The following is an 18,967-nucleotide window of genomic DNA, read 5'->3' on the forward strand; positions in this document are numbered from 1 at the left end:
TTACCCATCCTCTCTTTTGGTTAATATACTAGAAAATCTTATCTTGTCTGATCTTACAATAGATTTAAAATATTCTATAGGACTTCCGTCTTCTTCGTATACTACTCCAGTAAGGTAAAATACAGCTTGCCCAGGTTCAATGTTTAAAAGTTCAGCCTCGTATTCAGTGGCATAGGCGATACCAACTCTTTCTTCACCTTTCATTATCTCAATATTATACTGTTCTTCAAGTACGGCATATAGAGATTCCTTGGAAAAATCATGGATTTTTAATTCCTTAAAACGTTCACCATCAATAAATGAAGATTCTATAGTCACTGGATCGTCATCTATGTAACGAATACGGGTTAAAGCATAAACACTATGGCCTAATGGAACATGTAGTTTCTTTGTAGTTTGCTTATTGCTCTCTATTATTTCTGCAGAAAGCACCTTACTTTCAATAGACTGACCATTATCTATAACTTCTTTAGATAAAGATCTTAACTCTTGAAGATTTCTTATAAGTTTAGGCTTAGCTACATAAGTTCCTGATCCTTTTTTCTGATACAGCTTTCCTTCAACTACCAATCTTTGAATAGCTGAACGAAGTGTAGATCTATTAAAGTTCCACATATCACACAAATCTCTTTCAGATGGTATCTTTGAATGTGGTGCTAATTTATTTTCAATTATATAGTACTCGATCTTTTCTATAGCCTCATCTCGAGATCGGTTTCCATTCTTTTCAATCATTGAATTTCCTCCTAGTTTATCTATAGACACATATCACTTCACAAATAAACTTATATTTTCCGAACCTCACCTGCAACAGGACGTTTTGAAAATAAATTTTATATGCTGCGACACATATCTAATAGATGAACTGCTTCTTGCGAAAGTTAGACTTATAAAACTTACTATAAATTTTATAAGAGTATTAAAAATACATTGTTCGAAAAAGTAGCTCATCTGTAACTACAATGTGGCATTTTCAGTTCAAGTACTATGATATCACACCTACAAAAATTGGCAATATGGTAACTTTTTAATATAATTAATACTACGCCTAATAGTAATTTTAAATCTAAATTTTGTTATTATTTTTTATAAAGAGTTCTTATATAAAACCTAATTTATACTTGTTCAAAAATCCAGGCTTCTGGGGATTATCGGGCACGTATAACTTAATAGTTGAGTCAGGAACCCTATAGAAAAACCATCTCTAACTTTGCTTTACAGTTCTATTCTTTTTCTCCCAATAATAATATACTGGAAGACCTGTGACAACGATTACAAAAGCTGCAACAATACCTTGTACTGGAGCCCACATAAAGGTTGAAAAAATTAAAGTAAATGTCATAAACATAGCAATTGTTGCCATTACTCTCCATGCTGGCATTCTCCATAGTGGTTTATAGCTCTCTTTTTTCCTATGAACAAATACTGTTCCAAAGGTTAAAAAGTTCTTAAGAAGTGCTACCAAAGTGAAATAACCAAGCAAATTACTTATATTAGAAGCAAATATTAAAACTATTGCAACAGCACATTGTATCAAAATAGAGAAATAAGGAGTTTCCCATTTTGGATGAACCTTAGCAAAAGACTTAAAAAATAAACCATCCTTTGCCATTGCATATTCTATACGAGGTTGGAACATGATGCAGCTTGAAAGAGAACCAATTATAACTATTATAGCCATTATAGCGGTTACAGTACCTGCAGCACTTCCTATCAAAGGAATCTTAGAAGCTGCTAAAGCCACTGGCGCATCAGATCCTGCCAAGTCTTTAATTGGAAGTAATCCAGTAATTGCAGTACTTAAAGCAGTATACAAGGTTATAACTATTAAAACAGTAATGATAAGTGCTCTTGGCATTGTCTTTTTAGGGTTCTTTATCTCTCCAGTCATATAGCATACAGCACCCATTCCATCATAGGACCAAGTAGTTGCTGAAATTGCAGCCAGTAACGCCATTATTCCTACTGGAGCACCTTTAGCTGCTGGTGCAGTTATAAGGCTTCCATTCATATAAAATAAACCAATTCCTATTAAAAGAGCAAAAGGAAGTATCTTAAAGGCAGTTATAAAGGTTTGGACCTTTCCGCCACCTTCTACTGAGCGTAGGTGGACTGCCATGAATATAAGAACTAAAGCTGTAGCTACAAGCTTTACTACAATCCCTGAAAAACCAGTGAAGAAAGCAAGATAGTTTGCAATAGCTAAAGCCATTATAGATATTGATGGTGGATCAGTAGCCCAAAAGCTAATCCATCCACAGAAAAATGCTAAAGGTCTTGAACCTGCTTCCCTAAAGTATACATACTGTCCCCCATCTTCAGGATAAGCTGTAGCTAATTCTGCATAAACAAGATTTGCAGGTATATTTATAAGTCCACCAATTAAAAATGCCAGTATAGTAAAGGCTGCGCAACCAGCAGCGCTTGCAACTCCACCTACTGATGAGAATATACCTGATCCTACAGTTGTCCCAACCCCAAGTGCTACCGCAGCACCTAATCCAAGTTTACGAGCCAATTCAGTCTTTGTGCTACCACCAGGAGCTTTATTAATTTCCAATGACATAATAATTCCTCCTTTAAATTTATTAAATTATAAATTTATTCACCAATTATACTGACACTAACAGTCCTTCTTGCTGGTCCATCGAATTCACAGAAATATATATCCTGTGCATCTCCCTTTACAATCTCACCATTAACAATAGAAAAAATACAATTATTACTTGTTATATGAGCCTTTAAATGACCTGTGGGGTTTCCTGCAGTTGACCCATAGCTTCTAAGCATCCTCGCATGGGTATAAGGAAAATCTTCTGGGATTAACCTTTCCAAAAAGGTTTGTATATCGTTTTCAAGGCACTCTAACGACTCATTAACTGTTATTCCTGTAGTGGTGTGTTTTGTAATAACAACTACTATTCCATTTTTTATACCACTTTTTAAAACAACTTCACTTATCTTATCTGTCAGGACTATAAGCTGATTATAGTCTTTAGTAAGTAGTGTAAAGCTTTCATACACAACCATAATTCTTCTCCTTCTATATACCACCAATGAATTCAAGCGCATTTTGACCCTTTATAAGTTCAAGGGTACTTTCTCTAAAGCCCAGGCTATCAATTGCTTCTGCCATTCTAATCTGCTCAAATCTAGGATTATTTGAGCCAAACATAACTTGATGCCTAAGACTCCTATCTATCCAAGTAGAAGGTATATCCTCGTTGAAAACCCTTTTATAAAATTCCCTTGCGCTATCAAAGTATAGTAACGCCGTATCTGCATAAACATTGGGGAACTTTAACATAAGCATTGCCGTTTCCTGAACATAAGGCCAGCCAAAATGAGCAAGGCAAATCCTAAGCTTAGGATGATTTAATGCAAGTTCTTCAAATTCTATTGGTCTGGAATATTTAGATAAGGTATTTGGTTCCCAAGATAGCCCGCTGTGAAATAAAATTGGTTTATCATACTTTTCACATATCTTATATAGCGGCTCTAAGGATTTATCTGATGGATAGAAATGTTGTTTAGATGGATGTAACTTTAATCCCTTAAGTTTCAAATCTGTAAAAGCTTTCTCTATTGCGTCTAAGTGACCTTTAACAAAGGGATCCACCGCTGCAAAACCGATAAATCTTTCTGGTGCCATATCTACAAGCTTTTTAATTTCTTCATTACTTACTACGATACCTCCATCAGTTGTTGTGTAATCTTCAGGTAGTAAAGTAAGTTTATCTAGCCCAGCACACCCCATTTGATTAAAGATATGCTCTAGTGGCGCTAAACCGTTTTTCTGTATATCTAAAGCTTTATGCCTAAATTCAGTTATCTTTGGATCTAAATTTATAGGTTCGAAAAAAGCTGGATGAACATGGATATCTATAAACATAATTTCCACCTTTCTGATAGCTTAATGTCTAAACACTTTTCCTAAGGTATTTGCCTGCAGCAACATTTTGACTGCAGGCTATTGCAAGTAGAAAATTAGTATTTCATTAGACCACCATAGTAACGTCTATCGTCTGGGTTGTGATCTTTAGCTATTGCTAAATAATAGTAGAAATATTCAAGTGGAACAAATAAAACCATAGGTGCTAGCATTGGATGTAAATCACAATTTAGATCTGCATAGTCAAATACTATGTAGTCATCAGTAAGTTGCTTTACAAAATTGATTGCTCTCTCTGTAGTTTTTCTAGATTCATCAGTTCCTAACATAAATACATAAGGAACCCCCTTCTCTACCACTTCTAATGGTCCATGTCTGAATTCAGCTGCGTTTATCATTGAACCATGTGTCCAAGTGAACTCAAGCATCGTTATAATGCCTTCCTTATAGGCAAGTGGAAGTAGTGGACCTGCTGCTACAGTATAGATGAAAGGCCATTGGCTTGCCCTAATTCCTAACTCTTTTGACTTTTCTTCTGCAGAGACTACTAGCTCAGCTAATACATTTGGAAGTTTCTTCATATCTTCTAGTATCTTTGTAACTTCTAGATTTTCTTTTTTTGCGTTAATATATTTACAAGCAGTATAATAAGTTGCTAATAGGTGAATTTCCCAAATGCATTCTGCTCCATAACCGATGACAAACTCTGCTGCTTCTGATAGCAAAGTGTTAGAAGGATCACGAGTAATACCTATAGTCATAGCCCCTGCATTCTTTGCAAGTATTATTGAATTTGCAACCTCTTCAGTCTTTCCATAGTGGGATACTCCAACTACTAAAGTTTTGCTATCAAGCTTAGCTGGTGTTTGATCTAAGAAGTCAAATCCACTAAAAGCTTCTGCTGATATATCAGAGTATTTTTGGAATAGAAGCTTTGCAGTCTGACAAGCGCATAGCGGTGAACCACAGGCCACAAAATAAACTCTTTCTATTTCCCTCTCAACCATGGTCTTTACAAAGCCATCTATAATTGGGAAATCCTTTGACATTAATTTTTCCACTTCAACTACCATGTTTTCTGTTACTAAAAAATCTACTTTACTCTTATCAATTTCTAACATAATATCTACCTCTTCTCATTTGAATTAATTTATTTCAGTGACCCAAGGTTCAAAGACCTCTATCACTTTAGCTGCAATTCTAGCTCCTTGTTCTAAGGCTTTTTCTACTGGCTCATTATTTAAAATACTATGCAAAAAACCTGCTATAAAGGCATCTCCAGCACCAACTGTATTAACTACCTTCGCCTTAAAGACACCAAATTCATAGTAATTGTCTCCATCGTAAGCCAAACTCCCTTTTTCACCAAAGGTTGCCACTGCTATCTTTAGACCTTTCTCTACTTTTTCCTTTAAGAAGTTTCTTACATACTCATCCTTTTCTACAAAAGAGAAAAAACCGTAATCTACAAAAGGAACTGTCCTGTCTACTATTTCTTTGTCAAAACCAGTTGCATAGTCAAAAGAAACTAGCGCTCCTTTTCTTTTTATTTCCTCAAGCACACCATCTGCTTTTCCCCAAAAGGCGCTGTGTACTAGATTATGAGTAGCTGCAAAGTCAATATCCTCTTCATCGAAGAAAATGTTTTCAAGTACGCCCTCATCATATTCACCATGTATTCTCTCAAGGCCATCCATATCCATATAAGTAATTGCTGTTTTTCCTATAGCAACCTTCAAATGTGAGATATCAAGGCCCTCCTTTTTCAGCGTGTCAATCATTAGTTGTCCATAATAATCTGAGCCTGTTGTGGAAATGATAGATGTACTAACCCCTAGCTTTCTTAAATTGACACCAGTATCTACAACATTTCCAGTAGGATATAATCGGTTAAGTCTTTTATAATAGTCAATGCAATTGTCACCAATGACTGCTACCTTCACTTTTACCTCCATTTAAACATAAATTGATGCTCATTGAACTAAAATCTAACAAACATAACTAAGAACCATGTATACATGTTACTAGTATTTTCGAACCACTTTCAGTATAGCATCACACTTTTTCCTTGCCAATCTACATTAGTAAATATTTACCACAACGTTTTCAAGTATAAATCCACGATTTTTCTAGTATATATTTAGTTTATATATAGTTTTTAATGAAAAACAATTCAATATTGGTATAAATTCATCTTATTAATGAATATGTTCTAGTATACTAGTATCAATTGCAAAAGTTTTTTATACCAATTTACAAATATACTTAATTGGAATATAATTTTAAAAACAGCATTTGTTTTGGGCTTATATTTAAGATGTGCGAGGTGTGTATTATGTTAAAAGCTGATATTGTGTTAAAGTCTACTAATATTTTTACTTCCACTAATAACTCAACTACTAATGGTTTTGTAGCTATAACAGGAGATAAAATCCTAGCAGTTGGCACTAATGATGATCTACAACAGTACATTGGACAAGATACTAAAATTCTTGATCTTGGTAATCGAGTAATTTGCCCAGGCTTTGTAGATGTACATTGCTTTTTTACTGGATATGTCTTAAATTATGCAGGAATAGACTTATCCCAAATAGATAGTTTAAATGAACTAATGAAAGTACTTGCAGAACAGGATTCTGTAGTTTCAGATACTTCTCCACTCCTTGGACGTAACTTAAATTCAAGCAAGCTAAATTATATACAAAGTAAATTACTAGATCAGATCTCCACAACCAAACCAATAGTTCTATTTGAAGAAGGTGGAGAAAGTTGTTATATGAATAGAGCTGCGAAAATAAAATACTGCTTTTCTGAGACCAACTGCTACCCAGAAGCTTACTGGAGATTATTAAAAGATATTCTAAATGATCACGATTTCATTGTTGAACAGCTTAAATCCTATATGTCCATGCTTAACTCTAAAGGAGTAACCGCTATAAAAGAGATGGGCTTTGATGATTTTTATGGTTTCACAGAGATTTTAGAGGAATTAGATAATAATGAAACTTTGACACTGAGAGTTTCCTTTATGTCACAGCCAGTTGGATCTGGAGCTAACCTTAGCTTTGGTAAAACCATGAGGAAAAAATTCAAAGGTCCTTTTATTAAATTTAGTGGTTACAATAGGATGACTGATGGTTCCATATCTGCTCTTTGTGGAGACTTAAAGGAACCTTACTTGTGTGCTCCAAACATTAACTGTGCCCAAGAAATTGATTATTCTATGATTGAAGCTGAAGTTCTTGCTTGTGATAAGGAAGATTTTCGTTTTTCTCTTCACGCTCAAGGAGATGCGGCAATAGCTAAAGCTATTAATATATTTAATAAATGCAAAAAGATAAATGGCAAACTATCAAATCGTCACGCTATAACAGATGTTGAATTTTCAGATCCTAAGGACTTAGAACTGATGAGCAGATTAGGAATCATAGCAGAAGTATACCCTCAGATAATGTCTATAACAAATGCTAAAGATAAAATATCCATGATTAATGAAAAGATAGGTCCTGAAAGAGGTAGGTACTACTGGAATAGAAGAAAAATGGCTGATTGCAACGTTACAATTTCTTGCGGTACAGATCTTCCTCTAATGATTCCCAATATTCCTGAATCCATTTACCATACTTATGGAGGCTTATTTCCAGAAGGTGGAGAGCCTTTTAATAAAGAGAACACTCTAACAAAAGAAGAGCTGCTTAAATCATGGACAATAGGTGGCCAATATAATCTAGGACAGGAAGATGTCCTAGGAACATTAGAACCAGGAAAGCTGGCTGATATTGCAGTATTGGATGGTGACATTTTTAAAGCAGATATGAACTCTATTAGAGATATAAAGGTATGCTTAACCATTGTAAATGGAAAAGTGGTCTATGATGCTTTAGTAAAGTAAAACTTTTCAAGCAAAAACCTCCTACCCCATAACTAGAAAGGCATCTTAAAAAGTGTCAACTTATTAGTATCATAAATAATGTTTAGGTATATTTGTCAATAACAAGTGGTTATTCATTATACACCATATAATCAAACTACTAAATTAGATAATTTACAAAATGAATAGCCACTTAATTTCAACATTGTATTTTGATATCTACAATTTTAAAAATAACTATTTTTAATTACTTATTTAATTACTGTTTACTCTAATGTTCAATGAAAAAAATTAGTTGCCATTTTTTAAATTCTTTATTTGCTTCTTATCTAAGTACATCACAGCTGTAAGTAATATCAAAAATGCAGAGCCAACATACCTAGAAAATTCTATTTTCCAAACTAACAAAAGAAATTCCATGAAAATTAAAATAACGATGATACTTCTAGTAATTACATACAGGCTTCTATTTCTGTAATCCTTTTTGCCTATACTAAAGGTTCCAGAAATAACGTCATATAACGTATAAAAAATACCTCGGTTAAAATTTTCTTCATTTTATGTTTCCTCCGAATATAAAGATGCACCAATTCAAAACAAAATATATAAATCAATAAAAATACCGTTAGCACTCAAAATGTTTTCTTGATTTTTTTAAGATATAAAACTGAAATGTCAATTTCTCTCTAAACATAGACAGCCTTTCACTTCTAGAACTTTTTTTACCTAAGTTAAAGCATTTCGTCAATTATGCTATGAACTAAGGCTCCGTCTCTCAGTAATTTTAGTTATATTTTACATTCTTAACGTTTCCATAATTTGCATTATATGCATTTAGATGTTACAATTATCTTGAAATATATGGTAACAATAAATGTTTATATAATAAATGGAGGTGTCTTTTCTATGAGAAAAAGTAAAGTATTCTTATCAGTGTTTCTATCAGTCTTATTTACATCTGTAGTTACTGTCCAAGCTTTCGCCTCTACAACTTCTGGTACGACATCTTACAATTCTACTGAAGCTACCTTTGGTAAAGCCTTAGAAAAATCAAAGTCAAACCCATTTCCTATTGAAGCAGTAAAAGACCTTAACAACACCTTGGTGCACAAAAAAATTGTAAGTGATCCAAAATCCAAGGAAAAGAGAACCCTTACTGGTCAAATAAATCCACTTGAAGCAACCTCAAATGGTATCTATCCTACAAGAAAAGGTGTAATCCTTGTGACAGCTGATAAGTTTTCCGGAATAATTCCACTAGGACATAGTGCAATTGTGTACTCCTCTTCTAATGTTGTAGAATCTTTAAGCTCAGGAGTTGTTATGGGTAAAAATAACTGGGACACAACAAGAAATACCTGTGCTGCTGGTACTGTGACCTCTACAACCGCTGATCAAGATGCCGCTGCTGCAGAATGGTGTAAAAGTAAAATAGGTTTGCCTTATAACTATGATTATTACAACATGTCAACTAGATCAAAGTTCTACTGTTCACAACTTGTTTGGGCAAGCTTTGAGGACAACTACGGAATCGATTTAAATACTAGTGCTTATGATATAACTCTATTAGGAAAAACAATTTCCGCAATTCATCCAACTGAACTTCTTACTAACGATAAGGTTATTGTAACCTACAGGAATAACTGGAGCGTTAATTAGTAAAGTATGTTTTAAACTCACAATTCCACACTATACCAAAAGCAGTAAAATGTACAACCTTTTAAATAATAGAGGTTTGTATGTTTTATTGCCATTTTTAAAATTGGAGGTTATTTTATGTTGAAACCTAAAAAATTAGTTTGTGACTTAGCAGTAATTTTAATATTATTCTCTTCTGGTTTATATTTTTATATAACTTACAATAAAAATCGTTTTATTTCTCAAGGTAAGCTTCCTTATATACATATTGGAGTTTTTCAAAGTACACAAAATCGAAATATAGGTTATGTTTCTTTCTATGACAAAAACCTTAATCTACTGGAAGAAAAACAATTGCCCTTCGGTGATATGGGAGATCAAACCAGAGTACCTTTATTGGCTAATAACAGCTTTTATTCTGTCCCCCTTGGCCTCGGCAATCAGAAAGATTTAAAGACAATTATAAAATTTGATTTAAATACCGGAAAGTATAAAACCCTAAAGATTAATCAACCTGCTGTATTAATGTACACAGTTAATAAAGATGATGTATATACTACAAATACTATAAATTTCGTTGGATACATCACTAAATGCGATACAAAAAATGGACAGCTAAAAGAATGGAAAAAGGATGGGCTAGTTATATCATCACTTAAGTGCTACGACGATATTTTATATGCCTGGGGAACAGTTAGCGAAAATAATATCAATACCCCCTATCTATTAATTCTTGACTCAAAAAATCTAAAGCTCCTAAAGCAGATTCAGTTGAACCAATGTGGAACACAGCAACTAGACTCTTGTAAAATAGGTGACGACATATATTTCACCAACAATCTTGATATTAATGGAAATGAAGGCTCAAAAACCTTAAGTAGATATAATATAAAAACCGAAAAACTAGATAACATAGAGCTAAGTGAAATAGATCCAAACCAAATAATACTCTATAAAGAGAAATTATATATCACCCACTGCAACCCTCTGTCTGCAAATCTAAATAAAATTACTATCTTCGATCCTAAAACTCAAGATCAGAAGGTTATAGAAATGCAAAATGCCCTGGTACAAACTATAAGGTACAATAATTACCTATACAGTCAAGATATGAACAAGCTATATGTATACGACATGGATAACATGAACCTAATTAAATCAATAACTATCAATAAAGCAAGGTCCTCGTCCCCTCAATCTCGCTTTTATATTGGAGGATTTTTTGCAAGGCAGTGATAAATAAGGGACTAAAATAAATAGCAAAGTTTCACAAATTATATTCTCTAAAATCTAGCTTTGCGGTGATATAAAATAGAGACTGAGTTTTCTTGATCCCCAGTGTAATTCTATGCAAAATAAGTAATATAATATTTTATAATCATTGTTAATAACTACATTGTGATCACTAGCTACCACTATTTTCAGCACTATTATTGCTTTATTATTTACTTTCCAAAATTAGAAAAGTACTTATAGTTATATTGACAACATTTTTTAACACATTCATATATATTATATAATTTATATATCCTACACAGTTATTCTAAGACTTGGAATCACCAAGTTTATCTAACATTTTTTACAATTGAGCATAAAATAAAACTAAGCTATATCCTTGAGTTTTTCTCAAAGATATAGCTTTTATTAAACATTAATTATTTAACTTCACTATACAAATTATAAGCTTATATAACTAAGCAAGATGTATTTCCTTCTCATCATCAGCTTCTTGTTTATTATTTTTATCTAATTTATTTCTAAAATAAGATAGGGAAGCGTTTTGTGGTACCTTAATTATCTTACTTTTGCTCCTTCCAATCCTTTGAGAAACATAAATTCCTGTATGTCCTGAGAATACATAACTTATAATGCATGTCATAAACATAAATTCTACTCCTTGCGAGCCGAACATCTCAACACCTAATAGTAGGGATGCTATTGGAGTATTAGTTGCCCCTGTAAATACTCCTATTAATCCAAGTGCGGCTAAAAATGAAGGAGACATATGTAAAATGCTAGATAATGTATTTCCTAATGTCGATCCTATTACAAATAACGGTGTAACTTCTCCACCTTGAAAGCCTGTACCTAATGTTAAAGAGGTAAATATCAATTTAATTAAAAAAGCAATAGGATTAACCTTATCGTTAAAGGAATCTGATATAAGAGGAATACTTAGGCCTAAATAATCTCTGCTTCCAACTATATAAACCAAAATAATTACTAAAATCCCCCCTACAAAGCTTTTTAATATTGCATTTGGAAAAGTCTCTGTGAATAATTCCTTAAGCTTATGAGTTAATTGGCTAAAAAGCTTACTAATAAGTCCAAATATAATAGCTGCAATAACTACTTTCATCACAGATAAAATTGTTATTTCAGGAACTTGAAAAATCTTATAATGAGTGTGATGAATCCCCCAAGCTGCAGAAACTAAATCTCCAACTATAGCTGCTGTGAAACATGGAATCAAGGCTTCATAGCTCATTATTCCTAGAGTTGCAACTTCTAAACCAAACACAGTGCCTGCAAGTGGAGTTCCAAATACAGATGCAAAGCCACTGCTTATTCCACACATTAGAATTATTCTACTATCATATTTGTCAAGTTTAAATATACGCCCAACACCTTCTGCTATTGTAGAACCTATTTGAACTCCTGTTCCTTCTCTTCCAGCAGAGCCTCCAAAAAGATGAGTAATAACCGTTCCTAAGAATACTAATGGCGCCATACGCATAGGAACTGTTCCACCACTGTTATTGATATTTTCTAAAATGAGATTATTCCCTTTTGAAGAATTCTTACCATACTTCGAATAAATAAAGCTTACAAATGCTCCACCTATAGGCAGGAAAAATAATAACCATGAATTTTCAACTCGCAAATTTGTTACAAGTTCTAAACTTTTCAAAAACGCTGATCCTGCAGTACCTGTGAAAATACCGACTATCGCCCCAAGCACCACCCATTTTATAAAAGAAATAGTTAGAACCGCCGTAGTATTTTTACTTCTAATAAATAGTAACCTATCCTTAAAATAGTTTTTATAAAATCTCATCTGAGATCTCCCCTCTTTTGTTATTATAGTATAAACTTCATCCATACTTAATCTTCATAAGCAGTAAAAATACTCCTACAAGATAACTACAATAATAGTTATCTTGTAGGAGTCATCAGCTTCAAGCATTTAATAGCGAACTCCATCACCTATACATTTTCTAAATCAATATTATCACTAAATATAACGCTTGTCTATATTATGATTTACAGAGTCCAATTACGAAAACTTACGTTACTCATGTTCAAAAATCATGCACCTATGAACTTTATACACTTATAACTTAATAATTCGTGCTTTTTACTGTACACCATACAAAGCTGTTCTAATTCTTCATATTAATAAATTTAGCTAATAGAATTTTAAACTTTCCTTTAAGATTAAATTCAATTTATCTTCAGATTTATAAAAAGTCTCATAATATTGCTCTTATAGTGAAAAATCCTATTGTATATCCTAAAACACCTAAAATCACGCTTCCTAAAATATAAACAAATCCATTTAGTTCTTTTTTATTTTTGAACAGATTAAAACCTTCATACATAAAGGTGGAAAAAGTGGTATATGCACCTAGGAATCCATCTGCTAAAAGCAAATATATATTATTACTTACATTTAAACTAGATACTATGCCAAGAAGTATTGCACCTGTAATATTTATAATAAAAGTACCTAACGGAAAACTACTCTTGTTCTTTTTGGAAACAATATTACCAAGCTTATACCTTGCTATGCTACCAAAAGTTCCTCCGATTCCTACTAACAAATATGACAACTAAAATCCACCCCCTTGAGCTTTTATCCGCTCATCTGAATCATCATCATCATCTTCTTTATAGTTCCTATATACAAAATCATTACATAGAACTGAACCAAAATAAGCTAAGGCAATACCTGCAAGTACTGAAAATTCTACATAGGAAATAGCTGAGAAATAGTATCCTTCAACAAATAGAGTTACAGTTTCCTTGCACATAGTGGAAAATGTGGTGAACGCCCCTAGAAAACCAGTAGTAATACCTAATTTTAAGTTTTCACTGTATTTCCATCTTGCATAGCTTATTGAAAGTATAAAAGCCAGTATAAGACTCCCTGTTATATTAATTATAAAAGTATTTAAGGGAATTTTTTCTTTATAATTATAGATTGGCGCATTTTTTATAACATATCTTAGGATAGCACCTAGAAAACCACCGCATCCTATATATAAATATTTCTTCATAATTCCTCTCCTAATTCTCTTAACATTATGCATTTCAATGGTACAATCTACTTTGCAAACACAATATTCAATACCTGACACCACTTATCTAAATAGTATATATTTACATATAGTTTATCACTGTATTTATTCTTTTTGAATCTAAATTACTATTTATTATATAGAATTTATTTTAGCATTATACCTAAACTTGAGGTGTAAGGTAGACAAGTATCAAGATTGGTTATAAAAAACATTGTTGAGTTTCTATTATGAAGTTTTAGATATATCTCTAAAGTATCTAAGTAGAATTGTTAAACATATGATTGCTAAAATAGTAAATATAATAATTGGTGGCATATTATTGGTTCCAAGCTTTTTCATTGAAACGCACATAAGAGATATAATATTTATGTTTGTTAATATTGCAAAAACCATCATCATTGGAGCCAGTAGGTATCCTTCTGTTTTCTTTTTCAATATCTTATACGAAGAAATAATCATTAATGGAATATAAAAAGAAAAGTCTAATGCCTGAACTGGATTAGTAAGTAAGGCATCTTTTGTTATATTTTCTGGAACTGTGTTATTTAAAGCTGCTGGTAAAGAATCTGAAAGCCATAAGAATAGAAATATGCAAGCTATTATGAATAAAAAAATCCCTATTGGCTTAGTTGAAGTATTTTCATTAAACCAAGTTTTAAAATCCACATTAAAACTTGTAATAAAAAAATCAATTACTAAGTAAATTGATAATCCAAGGATTATACAATAGACATGAAATAAAAAATTAAAATGCGCTGCAAAACAATAGATTACGTAGGAATATATATTGGTGAGCATAGTTCCAATCCAAATAATTTTAGCTATATTATTTCCTTTTGTACTAAAATAAGCAGAGATTAGAAGTATTGGTGATACAAAAAACAGATTCGAAATATCTTGTCCAATAGCTTGAGCTAACCAATCAATAGTTTCTCTAGAATATAACTTTTCATAAGTTAATCCAATACCACTACAAGTAACAATAAGTGTAACTGTTATAATTGTCACTAGTAGCTGTTTATTCTTTTTACTCAAAATATTAATATTCATTTATTTCTCTCCTTTATGAATATTTCAATTATTAATTTAAACATTATTTTTATCCATACTATTAATGTTAAATAATATCTGCTTAAATACCCTCCTTGCTGCAGACAGATCCTCTTCTCTGATTCCCTTAAACAATTCTTCTGTAAAACATATACCTTCTTCTTTAATTTTATCCCAGAAATCATATCCGCTTTCACTTAGTTTAAGTCTAGTAGCACGAGAATCTTTATTGTCCTTCTCCAAAATCAGTAGTCCTTTTTGTTCCAATTTCAAAGCAATTTGTTTTACATTCTGATGAGAACTTCCCATCTCCTTTGCAACTTCTTTTATAGTAGGTGGAGCATCAAATAAATTATCTATAATTATAGATAGAAACCACTGCTTTGTTGTAATATCAAACTGAGAAAATTCCCTTTCTAACATTGTATCTATCCTATTAGCTGCCACGAAAATTGCTCCAAATAAATATTGTTTGTCCTTTTTCATTTCTAATTTTTCCATACAAACCTCCTACAATTAAACCTCTAAAGTTTTTTTATTGATTTCTATTTAAGCTGTCTTTCTGGATACATATGAGAAAAATCTTACATGCGCCATATTTTTTTATTTTTTCTAATTTATATGTTTTTAAGCTAACCCATGTATACTTACACACAGCTTTTGTAAATATAATTGTCTAAAATATAGAATAGGTAATACATTACCTATATATGTAATATATTACCTATTCTATCATTTGTCAATATTTGCAATTATATCTTAACATTGCTTTGCATGTCCCTATCTCTAATTTAGTAACCTACCTATTACTATAATAATGAGCCACCCTATCATCAAAACTATTTTCAAAATCCTACTAGTTTTATTTAAGGAATTTTGATAACTCAGTTTGATGATTAAGTAGCTCATCTTATTACAAATTATTAAGTTTAGACTACGTATAAATACTGTTGAAATTAAGCAGTAATTTAACAGAGCCTACTTTTAAAGAGGATATCCTTGATTATCAATTTTACTTTTACTCAAAGTTACCATATAACCAAGAATCACTGCTTCCTGTGATCTTGTAGTTTAATCTTAATGTATCTTGATCTTGCCAATTGCTATTTACATACTTGCTTAAGTCTACTGTTATATGTCCCCAAGAACCATTTGCTGGAGAACCTATTTCTGATCTTGGAATAACAAGTTCTATTCCACCAGTTGTAGTATCCCATTGAGGTGCTATAACAGAAGTTATGCTCTTGTTTAGAGTCCAGCTTCCGTTTGAAACTGAGTACTTGCTATAACCTGCATCAGTATTCTTTCTTGTAAACATATATGCCATATTTCTGCCTAGAGCAGTTCCATATTGTGTTGAAGTTGTTGTTGGTGCAGTCTTAGCAAAGTCTTCTACATAAGCAGAAACTTGGAAGGAGTTATCAGTAGTTGTTGGTAAGGTTCCAGCTGCGTTGTTTATTCTTATATAAACATTAGAATCATCATTTGATATATATACTTTCTTTATATCAGTTTGTCCATCTGCAACTACTCCATCATTAGATGGGTCTACATAGTATGGAACATATTTATATTGATTCCAATCAGCACTTGCTCCATTAGTTACTGTTATTCCTTTGTAGCAACCTGCATTATTTTCTGATGAATAAACTCTCATATCATAATTATTGGAGTATGCAAGACTTGCTAGTATAAACGATGCTGCAGTAACTGGTTCAGCTGCTGTACTTACTAATGGTGCTTCTGTAACATTACTTACAGCTTCACCAGTAACCATAAAGCCTGCTCCTGTTCTATGCTTAAACCATTCTAACATATCATAAGATTTTGAACCATTTCCTTTGTAAGTCTGGTAAACAGAATCCCACATTGTCATTTGTGGCCAAGAAGGTGATGCTTCTAGAGCTTCATTTCCTGAAGGACTCCATTGTGAAGTGTAGTAGAAGGTATCATTAGCGTATCTTGGTAAACCATAAGTGTCTGCGTTAAGATCTTTTTCTATCTTATTTACATGAGAAGTTGCTCTTGAAGAGTTAACATCTATAGCACCTAAAGCAAATAATATATTTGTTGAAGTATCCTCTAGAGTGTTAACTGTACCATCTGTATTTATGCATCTATCATAATATCCATTAGCTGCATTCCAAAGTCCTTTTGGATATGCAGTATCATCTCTGTTAATAGCAGTAAGAATAGTACTTCCTGCACCATTATAACTATCTGCTAAGGCATTGTCTCCTTCTAATGTAGCGATTAAAGCTGCAGATTTAAGTCCCATTGCATAAGATGCTTGTGTATAAGCGTAGTACTGTGGAGAATCTCCTTCTTCCCAGATACTCTTATCAGCAGGTCCAAAACCAGTAGTTTGATCCATGTTTGTCATAATATAACTTGCAGAATTCTTAACTGCCTTGTATACTCCATCTAAGAAAGCCTTGTTTCCAGTTGCTTTATAATGTTTATATGCTCCTATTAAGAAGAAACCTATAGAGTCATTTTCTGGTTCAACAAAGTTTGCATTGGTGTTGTCCCATAACCAGAAGCAGGTATGGAAGCTTCCATCTGTGCTTTGTCTAGCTGCAAGCCAGTTCCAGTAACGTTCACCTTCTGTTGTAAATCCAGCTGCATCTAAAGACATTGCTGTTACTGCTGAGTCTCTTGCCCATATCTTATAGCTGTAGTTTAGTGGATTAGTAGTAGCTGGCATTGCACCATCAGCTGAAGTGCTGCCTGGTCTTATTGCGTTCTTTATCATAACTAAATTTCTCTTATATACTGAAGTCAAGTCAGCATCATTGAAGCTTGGTACAGTTTTTCCATTGAACCAACTTGAATAGCTTGAAGAGGTGTTGTTAAACCAGCTGTCTCCTGATTGAGCTCTTGCTGTATCGCAGATACTTTGTACATTGCTTAAGCTTGAACCTAAAGCTACATAGAAATATACGTTTTGAGAGCTTCCTGCAGGTACTGTAACCTTTTGATCAAAGGCTACGGAAACATTTTGCGCTGACACATTTGAATTGTTCTTTAATGAGCCACTTCCATCAAAAGTGTACCAGGAAGAGCAAGTTGAGCTTGAAGTATTTGAATCTCCATCATTAGCAGCCTGATAGTAAGTTGGAGCAGTAAAAGCACCTAAAGCCATATAAGGTTGTCCAGATGCACTCATATTTACTATTAATGCATTTCTAGAAGAATCATAGTTAGCAGCTACATTATTTGAAGTTGTATTGTTAGGATGTAGCATATCTAATATGCTATAAGTGATACTTGAAGTACCAGTATTCTTTAAGGTATATCTTGATACTATAAAGTTTTGATTTGGTACTGCAACATAATCCTTAGAGATTTCCATATTAGGTAAGTTAGATCCATTATATTTTAAGAAGTTATTGTGTAAAACTCCATTTTCGTCGTAGTAACCTTCTGAATCAAAGTTATGAGTTTGATCATACTTTGCATTGTTGGTTTCATCTCTAAAGAAACCAGTATAGTCTTGTATTTGATTTACATTCCAATTTCCTGAATATCTTAGTTCAGAAAGTCTTGGTCCTTTTGCACTTGTAGTATCATTATCGCTAAGCTTGCTAGCTTGCCATATAGCCATTGTATCCTTCCAGTTAGACATATAGAGACTTCTAACTGAAACGTTCTTTTGTGTAACAACAAGATTGTCTAAGTTTATAGCTCCATCCTTGCTGTTATTTAAAGACACTCTTACAGTATGAGTTCCTGCTGTTAAGTTAGTTCCTACATCGGTGGTCTTCCAACTGTCCCAGCTTCCTGTATCGCTACAATATGCATTGCTTATGAACTTTCCATCCACATAAACTTCTCTTACATTTGTAGCACCGGTAAAGTTACTATATTTAAGTCTTAAGGTGTAATCTTGAGTTGTAGCAACTGAGATATTAAAATCAACATAATCGCCTACCTCTGCGAAACCATCAATAAAGCCACTACCTGAATAACCTGCATGATTTGCATCTACACTTACATTATGAAGCGATGCACTTTCTGCCTCATAGGTTGACTGTGGGTAGGTCTGTGCCGAAGCTTTTAGACTAACATTAGAAAACATGCTGGCTGCCAAGATAAAGGCAAAGGTACCAGCTGCCTTTTTACTCATAAATTTTCTCATCATTTAATCCTCCAATCAAAATTTAATCATCTTAGTAATATTAACTAGTTTCCCATTCAAATTATTCTAGA

At 32.8% G+C, this 18,967-nt stretch carries 15 protein-coding genes and 1 riboswitch; of the genes, 3 read left to right on the plus strand and 12 right to left on the minus strand.

Annotated features, from left to right (window positions below):
* The 6 genes from GXK57_RS18640 to frlD all read right to left on the minus strand — a co-directional run bounded on the left by GXK57_RS18640 (position 1) and on the right by frlD (position 5,835).
* Positions 1–735 (minus strand): GntR family transcriptional regulator, encoded by a 735-nt coding sequence (locus GXK57_RS18640; RefSeq protein WP_160679221.1) that lies wholly within the window; start codon positions 733–735, stop codon positions 1–3.
* Between the two features lie 469 nt (positions 736–1,204).
* Positions 1,205–2,566 (minus strand): amino acid permease, encoded by a 1,362-nt coding sequence (locus GXK57_RS18645; RefSeq protein ID WP_160679223.1) that lies wholly within the window; start codon positions 2,564–2,566, stop codon positions 1,205–1,207.
* Between the two features lie 35 nt (positions 2,567–2,601).
* Positions 2,602–3,030 (minus strand): secondary thiamine-phosphate synthase enzyme YjbQ, encoded by a 429-nt coding sequence (locus GXK57_RS18650; RefSeq protein ID WP_160679225.1) that lies wholly within the window; start codon positions 3,028–3,030, stop codon positions 2,602–2,604.
* 13 nt (positions 3,031–3,043) lie between these two features.
* Positions 3,044–3,892: an amidohydrolase family protein gene (locus tag GXK57_RS18655; RefSeq protein WP_160679227.1), complete on the minus strand. Its 849-nt coding sequence runs from the start codon at positions 3,890–3,892 to the stop codon at positions 3,044–3,046.
* 95 nt (positions 3,893–3,987) lie between these two features.
* Positions 3,988–5,013 carry a fructoselysine 6-phosphate deglycase gene (gene frlB, locus GXK57_RS18660; RefSeq protein ID WP_160679229.1) on the minus strand — a complete coding sequence of 342 codons (1,026 nt, stop codon included), beginning with the start codon at positions 5,011–5,013 and terminating at the stop codon, positions 3,988–3,990.
* Between the two features lie 24 nt (positions 5,014–5,037).
* Positions 5,038–5,835 carry a fructoselysine 6-kinase gene (gene frlD / locus GXK57_RS18665; protein ID WP_160679231.1) on the minus strand — a complete coding sequence of 266 codons (798 nt, stop codon included), beginning with the start codon at positions 5,833–5,835 and terminating at the stop codon, positions 5,038–5,040.
* Between the two features lie 392 nt (positions 5,836–6,227).
* Between frlD and GXK57_RS18670 the strand changes: the two genes are divergently transcribed.
* From GXK57_RS18670 to GXK57_RS18680, 3 genes are all read left to right on the plus strand, one after another.
* On the plus strand, positions 6,228–7,784 hold the full coding sequence (locus GXK57_RS18670) for an amidohydrolase family protein (RefSeq protein WP_160679233.1): 1,557 nt from the start codon (positions 6,228–6,230) through the stop codon (positions 7,782–7,784).
* Between the two features lie 885 nt (positions 7,785–8,669).
* Complete coding sequence (locus GXK57_RS18675) at positions 8,670–9,422, plus strand: YiiX/YebB-like N1pC/P60 family cysteine hydrolase (RefSeq protein WP_160679235.1); 753 nt, start codon at positions 8,670–8,672, stop codon at positions 9,420–9,422.
* A 117-nt stretch (positions 9,423–9,539) separates the two neighbouring features.
* Positions 9,540–10,637, plus strand: a complete 1,098-nt coding sequence (locus GXK57_RS18680) for a hypothetical protein (RefSeq protein ID WP_160679237.1) — start codon at positions 9,540–9,542, stop codon at positions 10,635–10,637.
* A gap of 457 nt (positions 10,638–11,094) precedes the next feature.
* Here GXK57_RS18680 and GXK57_RS18685 read toward each other — a convergent pair whose 3' ends face one another.
* The 6 genes from GXK57_RS18685 to GXK57_RS18710 form a co-directional block, all read right to left on the minus strand.
* Complete coding sequence (locus GXK57_RS18685; protein WP_160679239.1) at positions 11,095–12,459, minus strand: voltage-gated chloride channel family protein; 1,365 nt, start codon at positions 12,457–12,459, stop codon at positions 11,095–11,097.
* A gap of 99 nt (positions 12,460–12,558) precedes the next feature.
* A riboswitch (Fluoride riboswitch) is annotated at positions 12,559–12,618 on the minus strand.
* Positions 12,619–12,874: 256 nt separating this feature from the next.
* Positions 12,875–13,234, minus strand: coding sequence for a fluoride efflux transporter CrcB (gene crcB / locus GXK57_RS18690; RefSeq protein WP_160679241.1), 360 nt, complete (start codon positions 13,232–13,234; stop codon positions 12,875–12,877).
* The gene (gene crcB, locus GXK57_RS18695) at positions 13,235–13,681 is read right to left on the minus strand and encodes a fluoride efflux transporter CrcB (protein ID WP_160679243.1); all 447 of its coding nucleotides are present in this window, start codon (positions 13,679–13,681) and stop codon (positions 13,235–13,237) included. It lies immediately after the preceding gene.
* A 249-nt stretch (positions 13,682–13,930) separates the two neighbouring features.
* Complete coding sequence (locus GXK57_RS18700; protein ID WP_160679245.1) at positions 13,931–14,755, minus strand: hypothetical protein; 825 nt, start codon at positions 14,753–14,755, stop codon at positions 13,931–13,933.
* Between the two features lie 36 nt (positions 14,756–14,791).
* Entirely contained in the window at positions 14,792–15,256 is a 465-nt protein-coding gene (locus GXK57_RS18705; protein ID WP_160679247.1) for a MarR family transcriptional regulator, read from the minus strand.
* 517 nt (positions 15,257–15,773) lie between these two features.
* Positions 15,774–18,899, minus strand: coding sequence for a CBM35 domain-containing protein (locus tag GXK57_RS18710; protein ID WP_160679249.1), 3,126 nt, complete (start codon positions 18,897–18,899; stop codon positions 15,774–15,776).
* Positions 18,900–18,967: the final 68 nt, after the last annotated feature.

The sequence above is a fragment of the Clostridium sp. C8-1-8 genome (genome assembly GCF_009928445.1).
In the GTDB taxonomy this organism is placed as follows: Bacteria; Bacillota; Clostridia; order Clostridiales; family Clostridiaceae; genus Clostridium_AR.